Source organism: Roseomonas aerilata DSM 19363, from assembly GCF_000711725.1.
GTDB classification, from domain to species: Bacteria; Pseudomonadota; Alphaproteobacteria; order Acetobacterales; family Acetobacteraceae; genus Roseomonas; species Roseomonas aerilata.
The window spans coordinates 71,076-96,114 of record NZ_JONP01000010.1 but is presented as its reverse complement, the minus strand read 5'-3'; the positions used below and the strand labels follow the sequence as shown (position 1 = coordinate 96,114).

Genomic DNA, 25,039 nt, shown 5'->3' with positions numbered 1-25,039 from the left:
GCACCTTACATAGGGCGGGCCGCTTTCCGTTAGAGTTGGAGGAGAGAGTGAAGATGTCGGCCACGAAGCCACGCACCTTGTTCGACAAGATCTGGGAGGCCCACGTCGTGGAAACCCTCCCTGACGGCACCGCCCTCCTCTACATCGACCGCCACCTCGTTCACGAGGTCACCAGCCCCCAGGCCTTCGAGGGCCTGCGCGAGGCCGGCCGCCGCGTCCACCGGCTGGACGGCACCTTCGCCGTCACCGACCACAACGTGCCGACCGACGCCACCCGCTTCACCGGCATCCAGGAGCCCGAGAGCGCGCTCCAGGTCGCGACGCTGGAGAAGAACGTCGCCGAGTTCGGCGTCACCTACATCCCGCTGAACGACAAGCGCCAGGGCATCGTCCACATCATCGGGCCGGAGCTGGGCCTGTCGCTGCCGGGCATGACCATCGTCTGCGGCGACAGCCACACCTCCACCCACGGCGCCATGGGCGCGCTCGCCTTCGGCATCGGCACCTCCGAGGTCGAGCACGTGCTCGCCACGCAGACCCTGCTGCAGAAGCCCGCGAAGAACATGCGGGTGACGGTGAACGGGGTGCTCGGCTTCGGCTGCACCGCCAAGGACATCGTCCTCGCCATCATCGGCAAGATCGGCACCGCCGGCGGCACCGGCCACGTCATCGAGTTCGCCGGCGAGGCCATCCGTGCCCTCGACATGGCCGGCCGCATGACCGTCTGCAACATGTCGATCGAGGCCGGCGCCCGCGCCGGCATGATCGCGCCCGATCAGACCACCTTCGACTACGTCCGCGAGCGCCCCATGGCGCCCAAGGGCGAGGCGCTGGATCGCGCCATCGCCTGGTGGAGCACGCTCCCCTCCGACGAGGGCGCGCATTTCGACAAGGAAGTCGTGCTCGACGCCGCCGAGATTACCCCGATGGTCAGCTGGGGCACCTCGCCCGAGGACGTGCTGCCCATCACCGGCACCGTGCCCGACCCCGAATCCGCCGCCGACGAGGACCGGCGCGCCCAGCTCCGCCGCATGGTGGAGTACATGGGTCTCACCCCGGGCCAGCGCCTGCAGGACCTGAAGGTGGACGCCGTCTTCGTCGGCTCCTGCACCAATGCCCGCATCGAGGACATCCGCGCTGCCGCCAATGTCGTCCGCGGCCGCCGCGTGGCCGAGGGCGTGCGCGCCATGGTCGTCCCCGGCTCCGGTCTCGTGAAGGAGCAGGCCGAGCGCGAGGGCCTGGACGCCATTCTGCGCGAGGCGGGCTTCGAGTGGCGCGAGGCCGGCTGCTCCATGTGCCTCGGCATGAACCCCGACCGCCTCCAGCCCGGCCAGCGCTGCGCCTCTACCTCGAACCGCAACTTCGAGGGGCGCCAGGGCAAGGGCGGCCGGACGCATCTCCTCTCCCCCGCCATGGCCGCCGCGGCCGCCGTCACGGGCCACCTGACCGACGTGCGCGAGCTGATGCCGCAGGCGATGGGAGACGCCGCATGACCCCCTTCACCACGCTCACGGGCATCGCGGCCCCGCTGCCGATGGCGAATGTCGATACCGACAAGATCATCCCTGCGCGCTTCCTGAAAACGATTGAGCGCAAGGGCCTTGGCCGCGCCGCCTTCGCCGACATGCGCTTCAACGACGACGGCACCGAGAAGCCCGAATTCGTCCTCAACAAGGAGCCCTACCGCCAGGCCGAGATCCTCGTCGCGCACGAGAACTTCGGCTGCGGTTCCTCGCGCGAGCACGCCCCCTGGGCGCTGCTCGACTTCGGCATCCGCTGCGTCATCGCGCCTGATTTCGCCGATATCTTCTTCAACAACTCCTTCAAAAACGGCGTGCTGCCGATCCGCCTCCCGCGCGAGATCTGCGACCAGCTGATGGAGGACGCGCGCCTCGGCGCCAACGCGCGCATCACCGTGGACCTGCCCCGCCAGGTCGTCATCCGCCCGAACGGGGAGGAGATCCCCTTCGAGGTGGACGCGCTCCGCAAGCACCGCCTGCTCAACGGCCTCGACGACATCGGCGAGACGATGCAGCGCGCCTCCGTGATCGAGGGCTTCGAGAACAAGCAGCGCGCCGCGCAGCCCTGGCTCTACGGCTGATCTGAGAAACTACGGGAAGGAACAGGGCATGCCCGCGAATAAGAAGCTGCTGGTCCTCCCGGGAGACGGCATCGGCCCCGAGGTGGTGCGCGAGGTCCGCCGCGTCATCGACTGGCTCGACCGCCGCCGCCAGGTCACCTTCGACGTGGAGGAAGGCCTCGTCGGCGGCGCCGCCATCGACGCCCTCGGCCATCCCTGCCCGGACCGCACGATGGAGCAGGCGCTCGGCGCCGACGCCATCCTCTTCGGCTCCGTCGGCGGCCCGAAGTGGGACAGCCTGCCCTTCGAGGGCCGCCCCGAGCTCGGCATCCTCCGCCTGCGCAAGGAACTCGGCCTCTTCGCCAATCTCCGCCCCGCCATCGTCTGGTCGCCGCTCGCCCAGGCCTCCTCGCTGAAGGCCGACCTCGTCGATGGCCTCGACCTGATGATCGTGCGCGAGAGCACCGGCGGCATCTATTTCGGTGAGCCCCGCGGCATCGAGACCTTGCCCGACGGCACACGCCGCGGTTTCGACACCGAGACCTATTCCGAGGAGGAGATCGTCCGCGTCGCCCGCGTCGCCTTCGAGCTGGCCGCCAAGCGCAGCGGCCGCCTCACCAGCGTCGAGAAGGCGAACGTCATGCAGTCCGGCCGCTTCTGGCGCGAGATCGTGACGCGCACCGCCGCCGAGTTTCCCTCCGTCCAGCTCTCGCACATGTACGCCGACAATTGCGCGATGCAGCTCGCCTCCCGCCCGAAGCAGTTCGACGTCATCCTCGCCAGCAACCTCTTCGGCGATCTTCTCTCCGATCTCGCGGCGGCGGTCACCGGCAGCCTCGGCATGCTTCCCTCCGCAACGCTCGGGGCTCCCGATTCCAGTGGCCGCCGCCACGCGCTCTACGAGCCCATCCACGGCTCCGCGCCGGATATCGCGGGCAAGGGCATCGCCAATCCCTGCGCGCAGATTCTCTCCTTCGCCATGCTGCTGCGCTGGTCCTTCGGCATGGAGGAGGACGCGCGCCTCATCGAGAACGCGGTGGAAAAGGTGCTCTCCGGCGGCCTGCGCACGGCCGACATCATGGTGCCCGGCGCCGCCCGCGTCGGCACTTCCATCATGGGCGAAGCGGTTGTGCGCGAACTCGACAAGATGGCGGCGTGAAGGGGGTTGCGCCCCAACCGCCTTGCTTGTATCTCCCGCGCCAAGGACGGGGCACGACAAACCCGGCCGGTACTAGCGTAACAGACTAACGACTTGGCACGCGCCCGTAGCTCAGCTGGATAGAGCACCAGACTACGAATCTGGGGGTCAGGAGTTCGAATCTCTTCGGGCGCGCCATCGTTCCCCGGGCCGGTTGACAGGCCCAGCACCCCATGTTGCGCTGACACACTGAGCCGCCACGCCCCGCATCGGTCGTGAAGAGGCGCGCATGATCACGCCGCCCGCGGCACCCGGAACAGTCACCGTCTTCGAGGATACGGAGATCGTCGTCCGCGCCATCCCCGGCGCGCCCGGCCACCCCACCCTCGTCACCTTCGGCGACTACACCCGCCGCCCCGACCAGCCGGGCTTCTGGGGCGCGAGCGTCGCAACCGCCCTCGGCTGGCCCGCCATCGGCTTCGTCGCGCGCCGCCCCAACTGGTATCCCGCCGCCTCCGTCCTCGCCGCCGCCCCCATCATCCGCGCCCGTCTCGGTGGTGAGGAGGCTATCGGCTACGGCTACTCCATGGGCGGCTACGGCGCGCTGAAATACGGGCGCATCCTGGGCCTCTCCGCCGCCCTGGCCATCTCGCCCCAGGCCTCCATCGCGCCCGCCGACGTGCCGGAGGACAGGCGCTGGCACGTCCTGCACGACCCTGTCCTGCACGCCGGCATGCGCGTCACCGCCGCGGACCTCGCCCCCCGCGCCTGGATGGTTACCGACCCCCGCGCGCCCGGCGACGGGCCGGCCGCGTCCCTCCTCGCCGCGGAGGGTGTCCGCCTCGTCCCGGCCTTCGGCCTCTTCCACGGCACCATGGCCCTGCTGGCAGGGCGCGCGCCCCTGGCCGAGGCCCTGGCCAGCCTCCGCGCCGACGATCCCGCCCGCCTGCGCCGTCTCATCCGTGCCCGTCGCCGTAACCTTGCCGCTTGGCACGCCGGCACCGGCGCGGTCCTCCTCGGTCGCGGCCGGGAGACGGCCGGCACGGCCCTCCTGGACCGTGCCCGGCAGCGCGGCCTCACCCCTTACGCCGAGGCCGAGGCCCTCGGCTTCGCCCTCCACGGCGGCGCCGAGCCGGTCCTCGCGCGCCTCCTGGCCGTCGCAGGCCTCTCCGCGGAGGGCCATGCCGCCCGCTCATTCGCCCTGGCCGGCGCCGGCCGCCCGGATCTCGCGCTGCGCGCGGCCCAGGCCGGCCTCGCCGTCTTCCCGGAGGACCCCGCGCTGCTCACCCAGCTCGGCCACCTTCTCCTGGCAGAGGGGCGCGCTGCCGAGGCCCACCCCGCGCTCGCCCGCGCCCATGGGTTACACCCTGGCGATGGCTGGATCCTCGTCGGCCTCTCCGGCGCCCTGCTGGGCCTTGGTGACGCCGCCGGCGCCGAGCGGGCGGCGCGCCAGGCCCTGGCTCTGCCCCAGGCCGGCGCCTTCCCACACTTTGCCCTCGGCAATGCCCTGCGGGCCCTGGGCCGTCCGGAAGAGGCTGAGGTGGCCTATGCCGCGGCCCTCTCCCTCGGCCTCGAGAGCGCCCGCCCGCTGCGGGATTCGGCCCATCAGGCCGCCTCGCGGTTCTCCGCGCGCGCCGCCGCCCTGTTCCGCCGTGCGCAAGCCTGGTCCGCTCTCCGGCAGGATGGGGCAGGGGGCCGGTAGCCCCTCGCCGCGCCGCCCAGCCGGGGATCTCAGCCCGGGAAGTGCATGAAGTTCGCCGCCGCGCTCGCCCGCGCGAGAAGAGCGCGCATTGCCGGGTTCTCGTCCCCGTGCTCCTCAATGAGGGCTTCCATGGGGCAGAAATACTCGTGCGCCTGGGGCATCTGGCTCCTTGCGAAGCCGTCATACTGCCTCGACTTCAATCCGTAGAGCACCCGCACGTCGCGTACCGGCAGTACCAGCGCCTCCTGCGGCTCCTCCCGCAGCAGCCTGATCAGCCGCCACCGCGGTGTCGGATCATTCGGCTGGCTCGGTGCCAGAAGCCATGGCACCGGACAGACCGCGAGGAGGGACGTGGTGGATGGCGCGAAGCGGGAACGCTTGTCGAGCAGGTTCTGCAAGCTCGAGCAGGCCTCGATGCAGAGGATGTCCGCGTAGGGGTCGGTCCGGTCCGGCGAGAAGTGCAGCCAGAGCCCGTCCGGCAGCGTGCGCAGGCGGTTTGTGCCCGGCAGCTTGAGGAAGGGCTGGTTCGTCGTCCTCGCCTCGCCCGGGCGCGCGCGCAGCCAGGTGCCCGGCTGCTTGGGGGTGACCGGCGCCCCCGGCGGCCGCTGAGGCCATAAGCGAAGACGGCGGCGAACCATCTCATCGGCTGAGAGGTTGGCGGGCATGCTGGCGCGGAATGCAATGGTCACGAGTGTTCTGCCCTCGGTCTGCAACTAGATATAGAAATGCTGAACACGGGTTCGTGAGCAAGAGAACAATTCAAAAACATTGAAGAAGACAGACGAATTTACTGAATTAATGGCCGATCACAAGTTTCGAGACCGGTTAGAACACTGACGATTTCTTGGGCAATTCTGAGTCTCTTCATTTCCTTGAAGCGTGTTCTTCTTACAGATTATTAGTAAAGCCTTCTAAGCAAGAAAAAACCCGCCCCTTTCGGGACGGGTTCTTACGACGACCGCAAGCGGTGAAGGGGTCAGCCGCGCTGGTTGACCGGCTGGTAGTCCCGGGTCGTCGCGCCCGTATAGACCTGCCGCGGCCGCCCGATCCGCTGCGCCGGATCCTCGATCATCTCCTTCCACTGGCTCACCCAGCCCACCGTGCGCGCCACGGCGAAAAGCACGGTGAACATCGAGGTGGGGATGCCCATCGCCTTCAGAATGATGCCCGAATAGAAATCGACGTTCGGATAGAGCTTGCGCGAGACGAAGTAATCGTCGTGCAGCGCGATGCGCTCCATCTCCATTGCCATGTCCAGCAGCGGCTCGTCCTTGATGCCGAGTTCCGCCAGAACCTCGTGGCAGGTCTCCTTCATGATCTTCGCGCGCGGATCGAAGTTCTTATAGACCCGGTGCCCGAAGCCCATCAGCTTTACATGGCTGTTCTTGTCCTTCACCTTGCTGATGAAGTCCGGGATATTCTCGGGGCTGCCGATCTCGCCAAGCATCTTCAGCACCGCCTCGTTGGCGCCGCCATGCGCGGGGCCCCAGAGCGCCGCGATGCCGGCGGCGATGCAGGCATAGGGGTTGGCTCCCGTCGAGCCCGCCAGCCGCACCGTGGAGGTGGAGGCGTTCTGCTCGTGGTCCGCGTGCAGCACCAGGATGCGGTCCATGGCGCGGGAGAGGATCGGGTTGACCTTGTACTCCTCCGCCGGAACCGCATTCAGCATGTAGAGGAAGTTCTCAGCGTAGTTCAGGTCGTTCCGCGGGTACACGAAGGGCTGGCCGATCGAGTACTTGTAGGCCATCGCCGCGATCGTCGGCACCTTCGCGATGAGGCGGAAGGCCGCGATCTCGCGCTGGCGCGCGTCGTTGATGTCGAGGCTGTCGTGATAGAAGGCCGAGAGCGCGCCCACCACGCCGCAGAGGATCGCCATCGGGTGCGCGTCGCGGCGGAAGCCCTGGAAGAAGTGCCGGATCTGCTCATGCACCATCGTGTGCGTGGTGATGTTGTGCTTGAACTCGGCTAGCTCGCCGTCCTTGGGCAGCTCACCGTTCAGCAGGAGGTAGCAGACCTCGACGAAGTCGGAGTTCTCGGCCAGCTGCTCGATGGGATAGCCGCGGTAGAGCAGCACCCCTTGGTCGCCGTCGATGTAGGTGATCTTGCTCTCGCAGGCCGCGGTCATGCCGAAGCCCGGGTCGAAGGTGAAGATGCCGAGATCGGCATAGAGCTTGCGGATGTCCGCCACAGCCGGCCCGACGGTCGCCTGGACCAGCGGAGCCGTGCTGGACCGATTCGTACCGTCGAGCGTGAGGGTGACGGAACCCTTGGTAGAGGGGTCGCTCATGCGTTGATCCTCGGCAGCCGGTGAGCCCGGCCGTGTTGATGGGAGAGCGGCATCTGGGGCGCAAGATCTGCGTTCCTGCCGGTCGCCCGGATGGTGCGGCGCAAGATAGGCCTGCTTGCGCGCTTGTCCATCCACCGGCCCCGGCGGCCGCCCGCATCGCGGTCCGGTCAACCCAGGACGAATCGGTGCCCGGTTTCCAGGGCGTTGCTCCGCGCAGCCCGCGAACGCTGCCGCAACGACCCGGCGGCATCACGCAGCTTTGTCAGGTAGCCATTTCCGGCAGGTCACGCGGCTGCAGGAAACGCAGCAGCCGCGCCCCGTCCGGCGACAGCCCCGCCCAGGGCCCCTCGATCGCGAACTCCGCGAGGGAAGCCGTCGGGAAGGCCTCGGCCAGCGCCGGCGGCGGCCCACCCGATTCGGCGCCCCCCGCCAGGGCCAGCGCGAAATCATGCAGCCCCGGATTGTGCGCGATCACCAGCAGGCTTCCCACCGCCTCCGGCACCTCCCGCACCACTTCCATCAGCCGCGTCCAGGGCGCGAGGTAGAGGTCGTCCATCGGCTCCACCCGTGGCGGCCCCTCGAACGTCCCCAGGGTCTCCAGCGTCTGCAAGGTGCGGCGGGAGGAGGAGACAAGCACCAGCTCCGGCCGCAGCGAGAGGCCCCGTATCGCCCCCGCCATCGCGGAGGCCGCACGCCGCCCGCGCGCGTTCAGGGGACGCGCATGGTCCGACAGGGCCGGATCATCCCAGGCCGATTTCGCGTGCCGCAGCAGGAGCAACTGGTGCATGGCCGCAACCTGCCACAGGCGCCGCCGCCTGTCGCGGGGGAGGGGACCGTAACCCCCTCAGCGCCGCGGCGGCAGGTTCATCAGCCGCCCCGGATCGCGCGCTGGCGGCCCGGCAGGCGGCGCGGGCCTCGGCGCGTTCTGCATCTCCTCCCGCGCCGCCTGCCCGGGCGTCACCGCGCCCTCCGTCACCCCGGTGCTCAGCCGCTGGAAGGCCACCTGCGCCACGCCCACCTGCACCCCGTGCCACGACACCGCCGCGCGGGAGAGCGCGAGGTCCTCGGCCGTCCGCACGAACCACTGGTCGAAGGCGAGCCGCCGCCGGCTGCCCGAGAGGTTCCTCATGTCCAGCTCGTGCTCCAGGTGGAAGGCGTTCCCCGCCACCCGTCCCCGCACCGGCCCGGTCGCGTCCGTCGCCTCGCCCAGCCAGGCCGCGCCCGCGGCATCCGCGGGGTCGCGCCGCAGCTTCCAGAAGCGCCGGTCCTCAAACCCGTCCTCGTAGCGGAACACCTCGTCGAAGGTCAGCGTGGTCCCGTCCCAGGCGCCCACCAACCGCGCAGTGAACCAGCTCTCGATCCCGCCCAGCCGCGTCACGAAAAGCCCGCTGCTCCTGAGCCGCCCCGCGAAGAACTCCTCCGGCCGGAAGGGCGGCCCCTTGCCCCCGAAGGCCTCGGGCGACGTGCCGCAGCCGGAAAGCGAGGCGGCCGCCAGGGCGGGCAGGGCGAGGAGAAGGCGGCGTCTGTTCTGCATCGTCATCGGAACATCCCCTACCCGCGCGCCCTTGGCCAGGGCACGCGACCGCCGCCCATTCAGCCCGATGATCGCCGCGATGCCGCGCCCGGCATGGCGGCACCGCCCGCCGCCCGCCATCTCCTCCCCAACCCCGCGGCACCCCCGCCGCTCCCCGAAAGAGCACCCCGTGATCGACATCCGCCCCTTCGAAACCCTCGGCCACGCCGACCACGGCTGGCTGAACGCCCGCCACCACTTCGCCTTCGGCGGCTACCGCAACGCCGCCCGCAGCAGCTGGGGCAAGCTCCGCGTCTGGAACGACGACGAGATCGCCCCCGGCACCGGCTTCGACCCGCACCCCCATCGCGACATGGAGATCATCACCTATGTCCGCGAAGGCGCGATCACCCATAAGGACAACCTCGGCAACGAGGGCCGCACCGAGGCCGGCGACGTCCAGATCATGTCCGCCGGCACCGGCATCGTGCACGCCGAGTACAACCTCGAGCCCGTGACCACCCGCATCTTCCAGATCTGGATCATGCCCGACCGCAGCGGCGAGGCCCCGCGCTGGGGCGCCAAGTCCTTCCCCAAGGCGGATGCGGGGGCGGGCGCCGACGGCCGCTTCACACTCCTCGCCTCCGGCCGCCCCGCCGATGCCGGCACCGACGCCCTGCGCCTGAACGCCGATGGCGCGGTGCTCGCCACCACCCTCGCCAAGGGCCAGACCGCCACCCTCCCACTCGGCGCGGGCCGCGGCCTCTACCTCGTCCCCGCCCGCGGCCGGGTCACGGTGAACGGCCTCCCCGTCGGCGAGCGCAGCGGCGCCGCCATCCGCAACGAGACCGAGCTGCGCATCACCGCCGAGGAGGAGGCCGAGCTGGTCCTCGTCGAGGTCGCCGCCTAAACCGATAGGGGAGGGGGGCTGGCACGTGCCTTGCTGCATCGGCGCGCAAAACGCACCGCTTCCGGTGCGCGGAGTTCCCGATGCGCCGCCGTTCCGCCCTCCTCGCCATCCCCGGCCTCCTCACGGCGGCCGGCGCCCTCGCCCAGCCCGCGAACGGCGCCTGGCCCAGCCGCCCCGTCCGGATCGTCGTCACCTTCCCGCCCGGCGGCGCCTCGGACATCGTTGCCCGCGTCATGGCGGACGTCCTCTCCCAGCGAATGAACGCCCGCTTCGTGGTGGACAACCGCCCGGGAGCCGGCGGCACGGTCGGCGCCGCCCATGTCGCGACCCAGCCGGCCGACGGCTACACGCTGATGCTGTCGAACACCGCGCCCATCGTCACCTCGCCGCCCCTCTACGCAAGGCCCGGCTACGACCCCGTCACCTCCTTCAGCCACGTCGCCTTCCTCGGCACCACGCCCGCGGTCATCACCGCCAACAAGACCCTCGTGCCCGCCACCGACTTCGCCGGCCTTATCGCCTGGATCAAGGCACAGCCCCAGCCCGTCGCCTACGGCACCTCCGGTATCGGCTCCGTCCCGCATATCCTCGGCGTGCTGCTCGAACGCGAGGCCGGCATCCGCCTCAACCACATCCCCTATCGCGGCAGCGCGCCCATGCAGGCCGAACTCCTCGGCGGCTCGCTCCCCCTCGGCTTCGACGTGCTTCCCGACACCGCCGAGAACATCAAGGCCGACCGCCTGCGCGCCTATGCCGTCACCGCCGCCGCCCGCCAGCCCCTCGCGCCAGAGGTGCCGACCATGGCGGAAGTCGGCCACCCGAACATCAGGATCGACAACTGGCTCGGCCTCAGCGCCCCCGCCGGCCTGCCCGCCCCCATCGCGGAGCGCCTGCGCACCGAAACCTTCGCCGCCCTCGCCACCCCCGAGATGCGCCGCCGCCTGGACGAGCGCGGCATCACCGGCGAGCCCCTCGGCCCGCAGGAATTCACCTCCATGGTCACGCAGCAGGTTCGCGACATCGGCGGCGCCGTGGCCGCCCTCGGGATCCGGCAGGACTAGGCCCGCTCAGAACCCCAGCAGCGCCAGCACGGCCCGGATCGCGGCCTCGATCTCCTCGTCCGGCAGCATGTCCACGCCGGGCACGATGTCGAGGCTCAGCGCCCGCTTGAGGCTATAGGCCGCGGCAGCCCCAGCGATGCACAGGCACCCCACAAGGAGGAACAGCAACCCCATCCCGAGCACGTGCAGCACCGCTGCCCCGCGCCCCCGCGCGGCCGGCACGCCGCACGCCGTCGACAGGCCACCGCGCAGCGGCAGCGCAACGCCACGCTGGATGGCCGGGCCGGAGAGTTGAACCGCATGTGACATGATCGAAAGTCGTAACGCGCGAAAGGTTAAAGGTTCCCTTCCGCGCGCCACTTCAGCCCCGCCCGCGCAGCGGCGGCGGCACCACCTCCGGCGGGATCGGGCAGGCATAAGCCGCCGCGCCCCGCCGCTTCACCAGCTCCGCCTTGGCCCGCGCCAGCAACTCGGGGTCGCGGAACCCGTCCAGCGCCGTCGCCGCCATCACCTTCGCCGCCTGGGTCATCCCCTTATGCGCGTGCGCCGACTTCCCCTGCGCCACCGCCTGCCAGGTATGGAAGGGTGTCCCCACCGCCCAGCAGGCGCCCCAGGCCTGCACCGTCGGCACGATCTGCGACACGTCGCCCACATCGGTGGACCCCGCCTGCGTCAGCGGCGTGCCGTCGAAGGGCAGCACCCCGTCATGCAGCCCGGCCTCCGCCAACGCCGGCTCCGCCCCGAAGCTCGCCACCTCGGACGCGATGTCCTCCGCGCTCAGCGAGCCCCGGATCTCCCCCGCGAAAGCCCGGTCCGCCTCGTCGTACTCCGCGGCCCCCAGCGCCTGGAAGTTCCCGTGCAGCACCGTCTCCAGCGTCCGGTTCTGCAGCAGCTCCGAGCAGGCCTTGTCGATCTCGAAGGACCAGGAGGTCCCCGTCATGATCGAGGCCCCCTCCGCGCAGGCTTTCACCCGCTCGAACAGCGCCGCCGCCTCCGCCACCTTCGGCGCGCGGATCAGGTAGAGAACCTCCGCCTCCGCCTGCACCACATTGGGCGAGACACCCCCGGAATTGGTGATGGCGTAGTGCACCCGGGCCTCCTGCGGCATGTGCTCGCGCAGGTAGTTCACCCCCACATTCATCAGCTCCACCGCATCCAGCGCCGAGCGCCCGAGATGCGGCGACCCCGCCGCATGCGCCGCTTTTCCCTTGAAGCGGAAATAAACCTGGTAATTCGCGAGGTTCCGCGAGGACATCACCGCGTTGAAGGCCCCCGGATGCCAGGTCACAGCGGCATCGAGGTCGTCGAAGACCCCCTCCCGCGCCATGAAGGTCTTCCCCGAGCCGCCCTCCTCACCCGGACAGCCGTAATACCGCACGCGCCCGGGCATCCCCGCCTCGCGCAGCGCATCCCGCGCCGAAACCGCCGCCAGCATGGCGCCGGCGCCCAGCAGGTTGTGCCCGCAGCCGTGACCGTTGCCGCCGGCCTCCACTGCCCGCTTCTCCGCCACCCCCGCTTCCTGCGAGAGCCCCGCCAGCGCGTCGAACTCGCCGAGGAACCCGATCACCGGCCCCCCTTCGCCGGACTCCGCCACGAAAGCCGTCGGGATCCCCGCCACATTCCGCGTGACGCGGAACCCCTCCGCCTCCAGTTGCGCGATCTGCTCCTCCACCGAGCGGTGCTCGGCGAAACGCAGCTCCGGCATCCCCCAGATCCGGTCCGAAAGCGCCGCGTAATCCGGCGCCTTCGCCTCCACGAGGCCGGAGAGGTGGTCGAGCGCGATGGGGTCGTTCTTCATCCCCCCATTTTACGCGCCCGCCACCCTCAGGTCACCTCGATCACCAGCTTCCCGAAGTTCTTCCCGGCCAGCAGCCCCATGAACGCTTCCGGCGCCCGCTCCAGGCCCTGCACCACGTCCTCGCGATAGCGCAGCGACCCGTCCCGCACCCATTCGCCGCCAATCCGCCGCCAATCGGCAAAGGCCCGCGGATGGTCGCTCACGATGAAGCCCCGCAAGGAGAGCCGCTTCCGCACCACCTGCATCAGGTTCGGTCCCGGTGCCGGCTGCGCGTCGTTGTACTCCGCCACCATCCCGCAGAAGGCCACCCGGGCGAAATCATTCAGCAGCGGAAAGACGGCCTTCTGCACGGCCCCGCCGACATTCTCGAAATAGGCGTCGATCCCCTCTGGGCAGGCGGCCTTCAACCGCTCCGGGAAGTCCCCCGCCCGATGATCCACGCATTCCGGAAAGCCGAGGCCGTCCCGCACGAAGGCGCATTTCTCTTCGCCCCCCGCGATCCCCACCACCCGCGCCCCCATCCGCGCCGCGATCTGCCCCGCCACGCTCCCGACCGCGCCCGAGGCCGCCGAAACCACGAAGGTCTCCCCCGGCCGCGGCCGTGCCAGCTCGGTCGTCCCCACCCAGGCCGTCGTTCCCGGCATCCCCAGCACGCCGAGTGCCGTCGTCCTCGGCGCGCCATCCGCCTCCAGCTTCCTCAGCCCCGCCGCCGGCACCGCCGAGAAGCGCTGCCACCCGAAGCCCCCCAGCACCCAATCTCCCGCCGAGAACCGGCCCGTCGGGTCCTCCACCACCTGGGAGACGCACCCCCCCTCCATCACCGCCCCGATCTCCACCGGCGCCGAGTAGGACTTCGCCGCGCTCATCCGCCCGCGCATGTAGGGGTCGAGCGAGAGGAACCGGTTCCGCAGCAAGGCTTCCCCCGGGCGCGGAGATGGGGGAGGGGCCTCCGACAGCTCGAAGTGCTCCGGCCCCACCTGCCCCTCCGGCCGCGCACGAAGAAGGACACGAAGGTTGCTCTCGGCCATCGGGCTTTCCCTTGCTCGTTCTCCGCACAGGATCGGCTCCGCACGGAACCGGCCCGGGGCGTAACGCTCCGGGATGTGCGCGTTCCACAACTGGCGCCCCGCCCCGCCCGGCGCTAGAGCCGCTGCCGACGAGGCCGCCTTCGGCCGCGATCACCGAGGACGCCCTACGGAATGCCCCCTCTGCGATGCGGCTGATCGGCCTCGCTGGCTGGAGTGGCGCCGGAAAGACCACCCTCCTCGCCGCCCTCATTCCCTGGCTGCGGGGCAGGGGCCTCACCGTCTCCACCATCAAGCACGCCCACCACGCCTTCGACGTGGACCAGCCCGGCAAGGACAGCCACACCCACCGCTTGGCCGGCGCCGAGCAGGTTCTCGTCGCCTCCGCCAACCGCTGGGCGCTGATGACGGAACTCCGCGGCGCCCCCGAGCCCCCGCTCACCGAACTCCTGACCCACCTCGCCCCCGTCGATCTCGTGATCGTGGAGGGTTTCAAGCGCGATCCCCTCCCCAAGATCGAGGTCCATCGCGCCGCCAATGCCAAGCCCTGGCTGCACCCGGAGGACCCCGCCATCCGCGCCGTCGCCGCCGACATCGCGCCTCCTGGCCACCTGCCGCACGCGGCCCTCGGCGACATCCCCGCGATTGGCGCCCTCACGCTGGAGCACGCCGCCCCATGGCCGGGCTGACACCACCCGACCCCGCCGGCGACTGCTTCGCGCATGAGGGCGGCCTCCTCTCTGTCGAGGCCGCCGCCGCCCTCGTCACCGCTCGCATCGTCCCCCTGCACGGGACCGAGGAACTCCCCCTCCGCGCCGCCCGCGGCCGCATCCTCGCCGAACCCCTCCTCGCCGCGTCGGACCTGCCGCCCTTCGCCAACAGCGCCGTGGACGGCTACGCCTTCCGTCGCGCCGACCTGCCGCCGGACGCCATCCTGCCCGTCGCCGCCCGCATCGCCGCCGGCCAGGCCCCCGAACCGCTGCCCCCCGGCACCGCCGCCCGCATCCTCACCGGCGCGCCCATCCCCCCCGGCGCCGACGCCGTCGCCATGCAGGAGAGCACCCGCCCCGCAGGCCTCGCCGTCCCCGCCAACGTCGCCATCACCCTCCCGCGCGATCTTCCGGAGGGCGCCAACATCCGCCCCGCCGGCGAGGACATCGCGGCCGGCGAGCTCGCCCTTCCCGCCGGCCACCGGCTCGACGCCGCCGCCATCGGCCTCGCCGCCGCCCTCGGCCGCCCGCGACTGCGCGTCACCCGCCGCCCCGTCATCGGCGTCTTCAGCACCGGCGACGAGCTGGTGGAGCCCGGCCAGCCCCTTCGCCCCGCCGCCACCCACGACAGCAACCGCCACACCCTCATCGCCCTGCTCGACGCCCTTCCGGCCGAGGCTCAGGACCTTGGCATCCTCCCCGACCGCGCCCTCGCCACCGCCGAGGCCCTGCACGAGGCCGCCGCCCGCCACGACCTCCTCCTCACCTCAGGCGGCGTCTCCGCCGGGGAGGAAGACCATGTCCGCCGCGCCATCGAGGCCAACGGCGCCCTTCATTTCTGGAAACTCGCGGTAAAACCCGGCAAGCCCGCCGCCATGGGCATGATCGCCGGAACCCCCGTCGTCGGCCTGCCCGGCAACCCCGTGGCCGCGGTGGTCGCCTTCCTCCACCTCGCCCGCCCCCTCGTCCTGCGCCTGGCAGGCGCCGCCCCCACGCCCCTCCCGCGCCTGACCGCCCCCGCCGCCTTCGCCCACCGCAAGAAGCCCGGCCGCCGCGAATACCTCCGCGTCACGCTCACGGGCGGCGCCGCCCACCGCTACCCCCGCGACGGCGCCGGCCTCCTCTCCTCCCTCGCCCGCACCGAGGCCTTCGCCGAACTGCCGGAAGACGCCACCACCATCGACCCGGGCGATCCCGTGACGGTCATCCCTTACGCTGGGCTGTTCTGAGCGGCCGCCAGAGAGGGCTCCGCCCTCTCCGGCACCTCTCCTGCCAAGGGCCTGAGGCCCCTGGACCTCCATCTACCGCCTCTCCTGAACGCGCAGTCGCCTCGGGTCCACGACCCGAGGCGCACCGGCCGCAGGACCCCTCCGACAGACAGAAAAGATGAGCGGGGGCCCGGGAGGGAGAATTCATTCTCTCCCCCGGAGGCACCCGCTCACCCCAAAGCCGCTTCCAACACCGCCAAATCCTCCGGCGCGTTGGCATTGAGGAACGGATCCCCCGCCCACTCCACCACCGACAGCCCGCACCCCTGCGCCCAGCGCAGCACCTTCCCTTCGCCCCCGAGCACCGCCTCCCGCAGCGCCCCGCGCAGCCCCGCGGGCCAGAGCGCGACGGGCGGATGCACCCGCCCCGCGGAGGCCGCGCAGGCCACCGGCCCCGCCGCCTCCCGCAGCCGCGAAACAAGGTCAGGTGGGATCAGCGGCGTATCCCCGGGCACCGTCACCACCCAACCGAGCCCCAGCCGCGCCGCGTGCTCCATCCCCGCCAGCACACCGGCCAGCGGCCCCGGATACCCCGGCATATCGTCCGCAGTTATCGCCACCCCCGGCGCCACGGCCGCGAAGCGCGACGGATCGCCGTTCGCATTCACCGCAACCGCCTCAACCTGCGGCCCCAGTCGCTCCAGCAGATGCGCCAGCATCGGCCGCCCGCGCAGCGGCAGCAGCGTCTTGTCGCCGCCGCCCATCCGCCGCGCCAGCCCACCGGCCAGCACGATGCCAAGCACGCCGCCGGGCGTGACACCGAGCACGCCGGGCGCGGCGCTACCCCCGCCCACGCAGCGCCAGCGGCCGCAGCAAGAAGGCCGTACCCCATCCCCAGGCCGCCCCGATCAGCGGCAGCACCCAGTCCGGCGTCCCCCGCGGCAGGTGCTGCGGCACGAGATAGACCGCCACCACCCCGAGCACGGCGCCGAGGATCAGGTCCGGTATCGGCAGCAGCCGCAGCAACAGCGCGACGAGGAAGCCCCCCGCCGCGCCCGTGAGGAGGAACCATCCGATCAGGGGCAGCCCATGGGGCCCGCCCGCCTGCACATAGGCCGCGAGGGGCATCACCTTCGCGACCTTGTTGAGCAGGAACAGCGTCGGATCCCGGAACACGACCACCGAGAGCGCGCCGCAGGGAATGCCGTAGAAGATCGCCCGCCGAAGGCTCTCCCTCACGACCCCGCCCGCTCGGCCACGCACTCGCGCAGCGCCTCGCCCAGCCGGTCCATCCCCTCGTTCACCAGCTCGTCGGAGGTCGTCAGCGGGCAGAGGAAGCGGATGACATTCCCCCGCACGCCACAGGAGAGCAGCACCAGCCCCTTTTCCGCCGCGCGCGCCACCAGCGCCCGCGTCAGGTCCGGATCGGGCTTATCGGCATCGCCGTCCGCCACCAGCTCCATCGCCACCATCGCGCCCACCGCGCGGATGTCGCCGATCACGCCGCGCAGCGAATTGCCCGTCTGCAGCTCCTTAATCCGCCGCACCAGCAGGTCGCCGATCTCATCCGCCCGCTGGCAGAGGTTCTCCTCCTCGATCACGTCCAGCACCGCGTTCCCCGCCGCGCAGCCGAGCGGCGAGCCGCCGTAGGTGCCGCCCAGCCCGCCCGGATGCGGGCTGTCCATGATCGACGCCGTGCCCGACACCGCGGAAAGCGGGAACCCGCCCGCCAGCGACTTCGCCATCGTCACCAGGTCCGCCTTCACCCCCGTGTGCTCGAGGGCGAACATCTTCCCCGTGCGCGCGAAGCCCGTCTGCACCTCGTCCGCGATCAGCAGGATGCCGTGCTTGTCGCAGATGGCGCGCAGCCCTTGCATCAGCTCCGGCTGCGCCTGGTAGAACCCTCCCTCGCCCTGCACCGGCTCGATGATGATGGCCGCGATCCGCGCGGGATCGATATCCGACTTGAACAGCGTCTCGATGGCCTCCAGCGAGGCCGCCACCTCCTTGCCGTGATAGGCGATGGGGAAGGGCAGGTGATAAATATCGGCCGGCATCGGCCCGAACCCCACCTTGTAGGGCACCACCTTCCCCGTCAGCGCCATTCCCAGCAGCGTCCGCCCGTGGAAGGCGCCCGAGAAGGCGATCACCCCCGGCCGCCCCGTATGGGCGCGCGCGATCTTCACCGCGTTCTCCACCGCCTCGGCGCCGGTGGTCAGGAACACCGTCTTTGCGGGCCCGCGCACCGGCGCGATGGCGTTCAGCCGCTCCGCGAGCCGGACGTAGCTCTCATAGGGCGTCACCTGGATGCAGGTATGGGAGAAGTTCTCCAGCTGCGCCTGCACCGCCGCCTTCACCTTGGGGTGCAGGTGCCCGGTGTTGAGCACCGCAATCCCGCCGCCGAAGTCGATGTAGCGTTTGCCCTCGACATCCGTGATCTCGGAGCCCGAGGCCTTGGCCGCGAACACCGGCAGAGCGGTCGCCAGCCCCCGCGGCACCGCCGCCTCCTTCCGCGCCTGGAGGGTCGCGTTGCGCAGCCCCTCCTCGATCGGCGCGGTGGTTTCGCCGGTGATCGTGGTGCCCATGCCGAAAGCTCCCCTGAGAAAGGTTCGCGCTGCCGAAACGCGCGCTGCCAAGCCCCGAAATTGCGCCCAGCCGCGCCCGGCGGCAAGGCACGCGCCGCTCCGTCCCACCCGCGTGAACACGCCCCACCCTTGCGAGCCCGGCCCGCCGCGCGCAACTTGCGCCGCCGTCAAAGGGGGAGTCCGCGTTTCGTGAATGGTGCCCACAGTCTCGTCCACACGCTGCTGAAGTCCGGCGTGGACACCTGCTTCGCCAATCCCGGCACCAGCGAGATGCATTTCGTCGCTGCCCTGGACCAGATCCCCGGGATGCGCTGCGTCCTCGGCCTGCACGAGAACGTCGTCACCGGCATGGCCGACGGTTACTTCCGCATCGCCGGCAAGCCCGCCTGCACCCTGCTCCACTGCGGCCCCGGCCTCGCGAACGGCCTCGCCAACCTCCACAATGCCCGCCGCGCCCGCTCCGGCATCGTCAACATCGTCGGCGACCAGGCCACCTACCACCGCCCCTTCGACGCTCCGCTGACGGCGGACACCGAGGGCTGGGCGCGACCCGTCTCCGCCTGGGTCCGCACCACCACCGCCAGCGAGGATGTCGGCCGCGACGCCGCGGTGGCCGTCCAGGCCGCCCGCACCGCGCCGGGCGGCATCGCCACCCTCATCCTCCCCTCCGACGCCTCCTGGGACGAGGGCGGCATCCCCGCCGACCCCCTGCCGGTCCCGGCGCCCACCGCGCCCGATCCGCACGCCGTCCGCCAGGCCGCCCGCATCCTGCGGGAGGGCCGCAACGTCCTCCTCCTCCTCGGCGGCCCCGCCGTCCACGAGGAGGCGCAGCACCAGGCGAACCGCATCCTCCAGGCCACTGGCGCCAAGGCCCTGGCCGAGCAGTCCAACGCCCGCGTCGCCCGCGGCCGCGGCCGCCTACAGCTTGAGCGCGTGCCCTACGTCACCGACATCGCCATCAAGGCGCTGGAAGGCTTCGAGCACATCATCCTCGTGAACGCGAAGGCCCCGGTCGGCTTCTTCGCCTATCCCGGCAAGCCCTCCCGCCACTACTCGCCCACGGCCGAGGTCCACGTCCTCACCCGTTTCGAGGGCGACGCGCTCGCCGCCCTCACGGCACTGGCCGACGAGCTCGGCGCCCCCGAGGCCGCCATCCCCGACCCCGGCCCGCGCCCCGAGCCCGGCCGCGGCGCCCCCACGCCCGAGGGCCTCGCCCGCACTATCGCCGCCCTCATCCCCGAGGGCGCCATCGTCGCCGACGAAAGCGTCTCCTTCGGCCGCGGCTTCTACGCCGAGACCCACGCCGCCCCGCCGCATGACTGGATCCACCTTACCGGCGGCGCCATCGGCGACGGCATGCCCATCGCGACCGGCGCCGCCATCGCCGGCGCCGGCCGCCGCGTGGTCAACATCCAGGCCGACGGCTCCGCCATGTACACGGTCCAGTCCCTCTGGACCCAGGCACGCGAGAAACTGCCGGTCACCACGATCATTCTATCGAACCGCAAGTATCAGATCCTGATCGGCGAGTACGCGGGCGTCGGCGCCAATCCCGGCCCCACCGCCATGAACATGCTCGACCTTGGCAATCCCGACCTCGACTGGGTGCGGATCGCGGGCGGCATGGGCGTGGAAGCCGCCCAGGCCACCACCCTCGAAGCCGTCGCAGACCTCCTCTCCCAGAGCACGTCGCGCAACGGCCCCTTCCTCATCGAACTCGTCATCTAGACGGAGGCAACGCCATGTCCGCCTACCCCAAGGTCCAGCTCCACATCGACGGCGAGTGGCGCGACGCCCGCTCCGGCAAGACCCTCGAGATCATCAACCCCGCCACCGAGGAGGTCATCGGCACCGTCGCCCACGCCGAGATCCCCGACCTCGACGAGGCGCTGGCCGCCGCCGAGCGCGGCTTCGCGGTGTGGCGCAAGGTCTCGCCCTATGAGCGCAGCAAGCTCATGCGCAAGGCCGCCGACCTCCTCCGCAGCCGCGCCGACGCCATCGCCGCCATGATGACGGCCGAGCAGGGCAAGCCGCTCCCCGAGGCGAAGATGGAAGTCCTCGCCGGCGCCGACATCATCGACTGGTTCGCCGAAGAGGGCCGCCGCGCCTATGGCCGCGTCATCCCCGCCCGCGCGGAGGGCGTCTACCAGCTCTCGCTGCGCGAGCCCGTCGGCCCCGTCGCCGCCTTCACGCCCTGGAACTTCCCGATCAACCAGGTCGTCCGCAAGCTCTCCGCGGCGCTGACCACCGGCTGCTCCATCATCGTCAAGGCGCCCGAGGAAACCCCGGCCTCGCCCGCCGAACTTATCCGCGCCTTCATCGACGTCGGCGTGCCGAACGGCGTCGTCCAGCTCGTCTACGGCGTGCCCTCCGAGATCAGCGCCTACCTCATCCCGCACCCGGTCATCCGCAAGATCACCTTCACCGGCTCCACCCCGGTCGGGAAGATGCTCGCGGGCCTCGCCGGCCAGCACATGAAGCGCGCCACGATGGAACTCGGCGGCCACGCTCCCGCCATCGTCTTCGACGACGCCGACGTGCAGAAGGCCGCGAAGACCCTCGCGGCGGCGAAGTTCCGCAACGCCGGCCAGGTCTGCGTCTCCCCCACGCGCTTCCTCATCCAGGAGCGCTCCTTCGACGAATTCCTCGAGACCTTCACCACCGCCGCCAAGGCCATCAAGGTCGGCCCCGGCACCGAGGCCGGCGTCGCGATGGGCCCGCTTGCCAACGAGCGCCGCATCCCCGCCATCGAGGCCCTCGTCCAGGACGCCGTGCAGCGCGGCGCGAAGCTCCAGACCGGCGGCAAGCGCATCGGCAACAAGGGCTACTTCTACGAGCCCACCGTCATCTCCGAACTGCCCCTCGACTCCCGCGCGATGAACGAGGAGCCCTTCGGCCCGCTCGCCCTCGTTAACCGCTTCTCCGACCTCGACGAGGTGGTGGGCGAAGCCAACCGCCTTCCCTTCGGCCTCGCCTCCTACGCCTTCACCGGCTCGGCCGGCACCGCGCAGGCCCTCGGCGCGCGCGTCGAGACCGGCATGATGACCATCAACCACCTCGGCCTCGCGCTCCCCGAAGTCCCCTTCGGCGGCGTGAAGGACAGCGGCTACGGCTCCGAGGGCGGTTCCGAAGCCATCGAGGCCTACCTGGTGACGAAGTTCGTCACCCAGACCGGCATCTGAACGGGAAAAGGGAGGGGGCCGCGATGACCGACCGCACGCTGGACGCCCTGCTGGCGGACCTCGTCATTGCCAACCGCATCCTCGCGCATGAGGGCGTGCTCGACGACTTCGGGCACGTCTCCGCGCGCGACCCGCACGACCCCTCCCGCTTCTGGCTCAGCGCCTCCCGCAGCCCCGAGCTCGTCTCCCGCGCCGACCTCATCCGCTTCGACCTCGACGCGAAGCCCGAGGACCTGGGCGGGCGACGCCCCTATCTCGAGACCATCGTCCACGCCCGCCTCTACGCCGCGCGTCCGGACGTGCAGGCGATCGTCCACCACCACGCCCGCACGGTGCTGCCCTTCACGATCACGAAGCGCCCGCTCCGCCCCGTCTTCCACCTCGCCGCCGTACTGGGTGAATCGGTCCCTGTCTGGGACAGCGTCCCCGAATTCGGCGACACCGCCATGATCATCGGCGACAGCGCCGTCGCCGACAGCCACGCCCGCGCCATGGGAAGTGGGAACAGCGTGCTGCTGCGCGGCCACGGCGCCACGAATGCGGAAGTCAGCCTCGCCGCCGTCACCTTCGTCGCCATCACGCTTCGCGACAACGCCGAGGTCCAGGCCGCCGCCGAGGCCATGGGCGATGTCCAGTACCTCTCCCCCGGCGAGATCGCGCTGACGGCGAAGATGCAAATGGGCGAGCGCCCGCTCTCCCGCTCCTGGGAGTACCGCCGCGCCCGCGCCGGCTTCGGCGGCATTTAACCGTCCGTCAGGCGCGCGGCGGCGCGATCCTCTCCAGCAGCGCCATGAACGCCGCCTCCGCTGCCTCCGCATCCGGCCCGCAATAGGCGCTCTCCGCCGGATCCAGCTTGCCCGGCTCCAGCAGCCCACCTTCCCACCTTCCCTCGGTATCCTCCTCGCTGCGCAGGATGAAGCCGAGCACCGCGATCTGGTCGCCGTTCCGGTAGGAGATGTAGGGGTTGCGCTTCACCAGCTTGGACCGCGCGCGCCCGCCGATCTTCGGGCTCCCGTCCTTGGCCAGCAGGGCGTGCGGCGACCTCGTGTTCGCCTTCTCCGGCGAGAGATCGAACCGCGCCAGCGCCCGCCCGGCCGCCGCCACGATCCGCTCGCCCGCCGCTGCCGCCAGCGCTGCGGAGGGCGAGGCCTCCCGCACCGCGCCCCGCGCGCGCACCGCCGGCCCGCGCCGGTCCAGCTCGGCCTGCGCGGCGCTTCGCATCGCTTCCGCGGCGGTCACGCGCTGCGCGGTGGCTTTGGGTGCCGCACCGACGCGGGCCGCGTTGTCCAGCATGGTTCGAAGCTCGGCCGCGCTCTTGTTCGACAGGTCCAAGGTGATGATCCCGATCAGGTCATGTTCGTAAGAAGGATTGTCCCGCGTGGGACGTTCCGGCGAACCATCCTATCACCAGCTCGATACGAGCCCGAATCCCGCAATCCCGTCCTCGTCAGGAGCCTCCACGCGACCGGCGAGGGGGAAACGGCTCTCCCGCAGGGACGCGCGGACCACGACGGAGCCGCGCGGTGCCGCAGCGCAGCGCCACTCACCGCGCCAACGGATCGGGCCGCATCTGCACCCGGAACACGCGCGGCCGCTCGCCCCGTCCCGTCTCGCTGTGGAAGGGCGCGCGCGTGCCGGTCGTCGTCCAGACGCCGCGTCCCCGCCAGCCCGTATTCGGATCGTCGATCCGCCCGTCCACGTTCTTCGTGAAGAAGCCGGCCGGGTAGGGCACGCGCAACTGGTGCAACTGCCCATCGACCAGCACGGTCAGCGACTCACTCCCGTTGGTGCTGGCGATCGGCACGTCATTCCCCAGCCCGAGCGTGTTGAACCGGTCCACCCAGACATAATAGGCGTGGTCCGCGCTCCCGTTCGGGTCCACTCCCGCAAATTGCGGCCCTGGGAAGCGGTAGAGCGTCCAGCCCTCCTCGCACTGCCGCCCCGTCACGGCATTCGGCCCCGTCAGCGGCGCCCGGCACTTCGAGCGGTCGAAGCTCGCCAGGTGCCCGCTCGCCAGCGTCGTCCAGACGACGCCCTTGCTGTCCACGTCGATCCCGCGCGGACTGAAGCTGCCCGGCGGCGGCTGGAAGATCTCCGCCAGCCCCGTATGGGTCGGATCATCGCCCGGGATGAAGCGGATGAGGTATCCCGGCTGGTCCATGCGCGAGAACCCGCTGTCCATGGACTGCCCCCAGATCGATCCATCGGTCGGGCTCGGCTGCACCCCGTAGAAGCCGGCGATGATCCGCTTCTGCTTCGCCGGATCGAGCGGCGCCCCGGCCTCCACATACTCGCCCCGCCGCCCCCAGCCCGGCACATCGACGACCAGTGGCGCCCAGCCCTGGGACGTCCGGGCATCCCGCGTCTCGAGGTAACGCCGCGTGTTCAGCCACCCCACCGCCCCGCCGGCCGGCCCGCCCCAGCTCGTCCAGAGCGTGTCGTCCGCGTCGTAGCCGAAGTAGAGGTGATGGGTGCCGAAGCAGGTGTCGATGAGGTCGAACCGCCCGGTCCCGGGGTCATAGACCGAAAGATGCCGGCCCGCCGCCGCGAGCGGCGCCACCCTCGCGGAAGGGTGGTCGCCCCCCGCCTTGCACCAGTCCGGCTGCGCCTCCGCCGGCCGGATGCGCGCCGCGAACCACACCAGGCCGCGCTGGTCGATGATCAGGTTGTGGTTGCTGGTACGCCCGTCCCAGATCGGCTCGTCGCCCCAGAAGGGCGATGTCCCCAAGGGCTCGTGCGCGGCCCCCGGCGTGGCCGGATCGGCGACGGGATGCCTGATCTTCCAGACGCGGTGCGTATTGGGGTCGAGCACCGGCACGTCGTCGGTCGATTCCTCCGGCGAGCCGTAGATGAGCCCGTTCGGGAGGAGCGTCGGGTTGCGCTTATCCGTCGAGATCGCGTCGTGCAGGTAGGTCGTCGGCTCCGCCCAGTCCCAGAGCGTCACCACCATGTTCCGCGCGAGCCCCTCCGGCCGCCGCGGCTGATCGGGAGGCAACTCCCCCCGCGCGATCCTGTCGGTCCACTCCGCGAAGTGCGAGATGCCCCGCTCCGGCCCCAGCCGCCCGATCGAGACGGCCATGCCGCTCATCGCCTGCCCGGATTGGATCCGCCGGTACCACATCTCCGTCGAGTTCGGGAACTCGCCCAACTCCCGGCGGGGATGCCGGATGTTCTGGCTGCCCAGCGCGTGGCAGGACTGGCAGGACTGCTTGATCACGTCGACCCAGGCATCCTGGCTCCGCATGAAGTCGGGAACCCCGTTGCCGCCCGCCGCGTCCCCGGTGCCCGGGAACTCGCCCGACGAGGGGATCCGCAGCATCGAGTACCAGTACATCCCCGGGTAATACTCGGCCGCCGCGGCGGGCGTGGGCGCGGGCGTCGCGGTCAGGTTCAGCGCCTGGCCGGGCGTCCCGTCCACGCGCGGGCTGTCCACCAGCCCGTAGCCGCGCACCCAGACCTTGTAGGCCCCGCCCGGCAGGTCCGGAATGAGGTAGCGGCCCTGGTCGTCCGTCACGACGATCTTGGCGTATTTCGTCGGCAGGTCCGTGGTTTCCGCGATCACCCACACGCCCGCCTCCGGCCCGTTCGGCCCCATCACCACGCCGCCGATCTCGCCCGTGCGCGTGTCCGTCCCGATCGCGGCGGGCGGCGCCGGCTGGGCCCAGGCCCCCGTTGCCGTTGATGCGAGCAGCGCGGCGAGCAGCGCCACCTTGCGGTTCACCTTGGACATGCCCCGACCTCCCGTGCTGCCCTCGTGCCGGGGCGGCATCACCGGGAAGGCTAGCAGCTTCCCGCGCCGGCTTTCCATCGACGCATGACAGGAAGTGCATGCCGCGCCCA

At 71.0% G+C, this 25,039-nt stretch carries 23 protein-coding genes and 1 tRNA gene; 12 read left to right on the top strand and 12 right to left on the bottom strand.

Translation table 11 applies throughout. The annotated features are described in order from the left end of the window. Positions 1–53: 53 nt before the first annotated feature. The 5 genes from leuC (at position 54) to BO39_RS29930 (ending at position 4,920) form a co-directional block, all read left to right on the top strand. Positions 54–1,493 carry a 3-isopropylmalate dehydratase large subunit gene (gene leuC, locus BO39_RS13440; protein WP_043834057.1) on the top strand — a complete coding sequence of 480 codons (1,440 nt, stop codon included), beginning with the start codon at positions 54–56 and terminating at the stop codon, positions 1,491–1,493. Beyond that, positions 1,490–2,101, top strand: a complete 612-nt coding sequence (leuD, locus tag BO39_RS13435; RefSeq protein WP_043834055.1) for a 3-isopropylmalate dehydratase small subunit — start codon at positions 1,490–1,492, stop codon at positions 2,099–2,101. The genes leuC and leuD overlap by 4 nt, the downstream gene beginning before the upstream one ends. A gap of 28 nt (positions 2,102–2,129) precedes the next feature. After that, entirely contained in the window at positions 2,130–3,239 is a 1,110-nt protein-coding gene (gene leuB / locus BO39_RS13430; protein WP_043834053.1) for a 3-isopropylmalate dehydrogenase, read from the top strand. 100 nt (positions 3,240–3,339) lie between these two features. Then, positions 3,340–3,416: transfer RNA gene (locus tag BO39_RS13425), tRNA-Arg, on the top strand. Positions 3,417–3,507: 91 nt separating this feature from the next. Next, a complete protein-coding gene (locus BO39_RS29930; protein WP_052402055.1) occupies positions 3,508–4,920 on the top strand; it encodes a tetratricopeptide repeat protein in 1,413 nt (470 codons plus the stop codon). A gap of 29 nt (positions 4,921–4,949) precedes the next feature. Here BO39_RS29930 and BO39_RS13415 read toward each other — a convergent pair whose 3' ends face one another. The 4 genes from BO39_RS13415 to BO39_RS29925 form a co-directional block, all read right to left on the bottom strand. Next, the gene (locus BO39_RS13415) at positions 4,950–5,609 is read right to left on the bottom strand and encodes a hypothetical protein (RefSeq protein ID WP_245615146.1); all 660 of its coding nucleotides are present in this window, start codon (positions 5,607–5,609) and stop codon (positions 4,950–4,952) included. A 287-nt stretch (positions 5,610–5,896) separates the two neighbouring features. Next, on the bottom strand, positions 5,897–7,207 hold the full coding sequence (gltA, locus tag BO39_RS13410; protein WP_043834052.1) for a citrate synthase: 1,311 nt from the start codon (positions 7,205–7,207) through the stop codon (positions 5,897–5,899). A gap of 262 nt (positions 7,208–7,469) precedes the next feature. After that, positions 7,470–7,994 carry a SixA phosphatase family protein gene (locus tag BO39_RS13405; protein WP_043834051.1) on the bottom strand — a complete coding sequence of 175 codons (525 nt, stop codon included), beginning with the start codon at positions 7,992–7,994 and terminating at the stop codon, positions 7,470–7,472. Positions 7,995–8,051: 57 nt separating this feature from the next. Continuing rightward, positions 8,052–8,921, bottom strand: coding sequence for a DUF3833 family protein (locus tag BO39_RS29925; protein ID WP_084698088.1), 870 nt, complete (start codon positions 8,919–8,921; stop codon positions 8,052–8,054). Here BO39_RS29925 and BO39_RS13395 point away from each other — a divergent pair. Then, entirely contained in the window at positions 8,911–9,630 is a 720-nt protein-coding gene (locus BO39_RS13395) for a pirin family protein (protein WP_043834049.1), read from the top strand. The genes BO39_RS29925 and BO39_RS13395 overlap by 11 nt on opposite strands. A gap of 80 nt (positions 9,631–9,710) precedes the next feature. Next, entirely contained in the window at positions 9,711–10,691 is a 981-nt protein-coding gene (locus tag BO39_RS13390) for a Bug family tripartite tricarboxylate transporter substrate binding protein (protein WP_043834047.1), read from the top strand. A 6-nt stretch (positions 10,692–10,697) separates the two neighbouring features. Here BO39_RS13390 and BO39_RS13385 read toward each other — a convergent pair whose 3' ends face one another. From BO39_RS13385 to BO39_RS13375, 3 genes are read right to left on the bottom strand one after another with little or no spacing between them, the layout of a single operon-like run. After that, entirely contained in the window at positions 10,698–11,000 is a 303-nt protein-coding gene (locus tag BO39_RS13385) for a hypothetical protein (RefSeq protein WP_043834045.1), read from the bottom strand. A 52-nt stretch (positions 11,001–11,052) separates the two neighbouring features. Further along, positions 11,053–12,489 (bottom strand): M20 family metallopeptidase, encoded by a 1,437-nt coding sequence (locus tag BO39_RS13380; protein WP_043834043.1) that lies wholly within the window; start codon positions 12,487–12,489, stop codon positions 11,053–11,055. Positions 12,490–12,515: 26 nt separating this feature from the next. Further along, positions 12,516–13,517, bottom strand: a complete 1,002-nt coding sequence (locus BO39_RS13375) for an NADP-dependent oxidoreductase (protein ID WP_043834040.1) — start codon at positions 13,515–13,517, stop codon at positions 12,516–12,518. 185 nt (positions 13,518–13,702) lie between these two features. Here BO39_RS13375 and mobB point away from each other — a divergent pair, with 185 nt between their 5' ends. Then, positions 13,703–14,203 carry a molybdopterin-guanine dinucleotide biosynthesis protein B gene (gene mobB / locus BO39_RS13370; RefSeq protein WP_043834038.1) on the top strand — a complete coding sequence of 167 codons (501 nt, stop codon included), beginning with the start codon at positions 13,703–13,705 and terminating at the stop codon, positions 14,201–14,203. After that, a complete protein-coding gene (locus BO39_RS13365) occupies positions 14,191–15,453 on the top strand; it encodes a molybdopterin molybdotransferase MoeA (protein WP_043834036.1) in 1,263 nt (420 codons plus the stop codon). The genes mobB and BO39_RS13365 overlap by 13 nt, the downstream gene beginning before the upstream one ends. Before the next feature lie 209 nt (positions 15,454–15,662). Here the strand turns inward: BO39_RS13365 and mobA are convergent, their stop codons facing one another. From mobA to gabT, 3 genes are read right to left on the bottom strand one after another with little or no spacing between them, the layout of a single operon-like run. Next, complete coding sequence (gene mobA, locus BO39_RS13360; RefSeq protein WP_245615144.1) at positions 15,663–16,286, bottom strand: molybdenum cofactor guanylyltransferase MobA; 624 nt, start codon at positions 16,284–16,286, stop codon at positions 15,663–15,665. Beyond that, positions 16,273–16,671 (bottom strand): hypothetical protein, encoded by a 399-nt coding sequence (locus BO39_RS13355; protein ID WP_156963677.1) that lies wholly within the window; start codon positions 16,669–16,671, stop codon positions 16,273–16,275. Before BO39_RS13355 ends, mobA begins: the two co-directional genes overlap by 14 nt. Then, positions 16,668–18,017 (bottom strand): 4-aminobutyrate--2-oxoglutarate transaminase, encoded by a 1,350-nt coding sequence (gene gabT, locus BO39_RS13350; RefSeq protein WP_052402053.1) that lies wholly within the window; start codon positions 18,015–18,017, stop codon positions 16,668–16,670. Before gabT ends, BO39_RS13355 begins: the two co-directional genes overlap by 4 nt. 189 nt (positions 18,018–18,206) lie before the next feature. On the opposite strand from gabT, the gene BO39_RS13345 reads away from it, so the two are divergent. The 3 genes from BO39_RS13345 to BO39_RS13335 are packed head-to-tail and all read left to right on the top strand — an operon-like array spanning position 18,207 to position 21,945. Then, complete coding sequence (locus BO39_RS13345) at positions 18,207–19,745, top strand: acetolactate synthase large subunit (protein ID WP_043834031.1); 1,539 nt, start codon at positions 18,207–18,209, stop codon at positions 19,743–19,745. 14 nt (positions 19,746–19,759) lie between these two features. After that, complete coding sequence (locus BO39_RS13340; protein ID WP_043834029.1) at positions 19,760–21,199, top strand: NAD-dependent succinate-semialdehyde dehydrogenase; 1,440 nt, start codon at positions 19,760–19,762, stop codon at positions 21,197–21,199. Positions 21,200–21,222: 23 nt separating this feature from the next. Then, positions 21,223–21,945: a class II aldolase/adducin family protein gene (locus BO39_RS13335; protein ID WP_043834027.1), complete on the top strand. Its 723-nt coding sequence runs from the start codon at positions 21,223–21,225 to the stop codon at positions 21,943–21,945. A 7-nt stretch (positions 21,946–21,952) separates the two neighbouring features. Here BO39_RS13335 and BO39_RS13330 read toward each other — a convergent pair whose 3' ends face one another. Next, positions 21,953–22,531 carry a hypothetical protein gene (locus BO39_RS13330; protein ID WP_043834026.1) on the bottom strand — a complete coding sequence of 193 codons (579 nt, stop codon included), beginning with the start codon at positions 22,529–22,531 and terminating at the stop codon, positions 21,953–21,955. Between the two features lie 211 nt (positions 22,532–22,742). After that, positions 22,743–24,929: a carboxypeptidase-like regulatory domain-containing protein gene (locus BO39_RS13325; protein WP_043834024.1), complete on the bottom strand. Its 2,187-nt coding sequence runs from the start codon at positions 24,927–24,929 to the stop codon at positions 22,743–22,745. Positions 24,930–25,039: the final 110 nt, after the last annotated feature.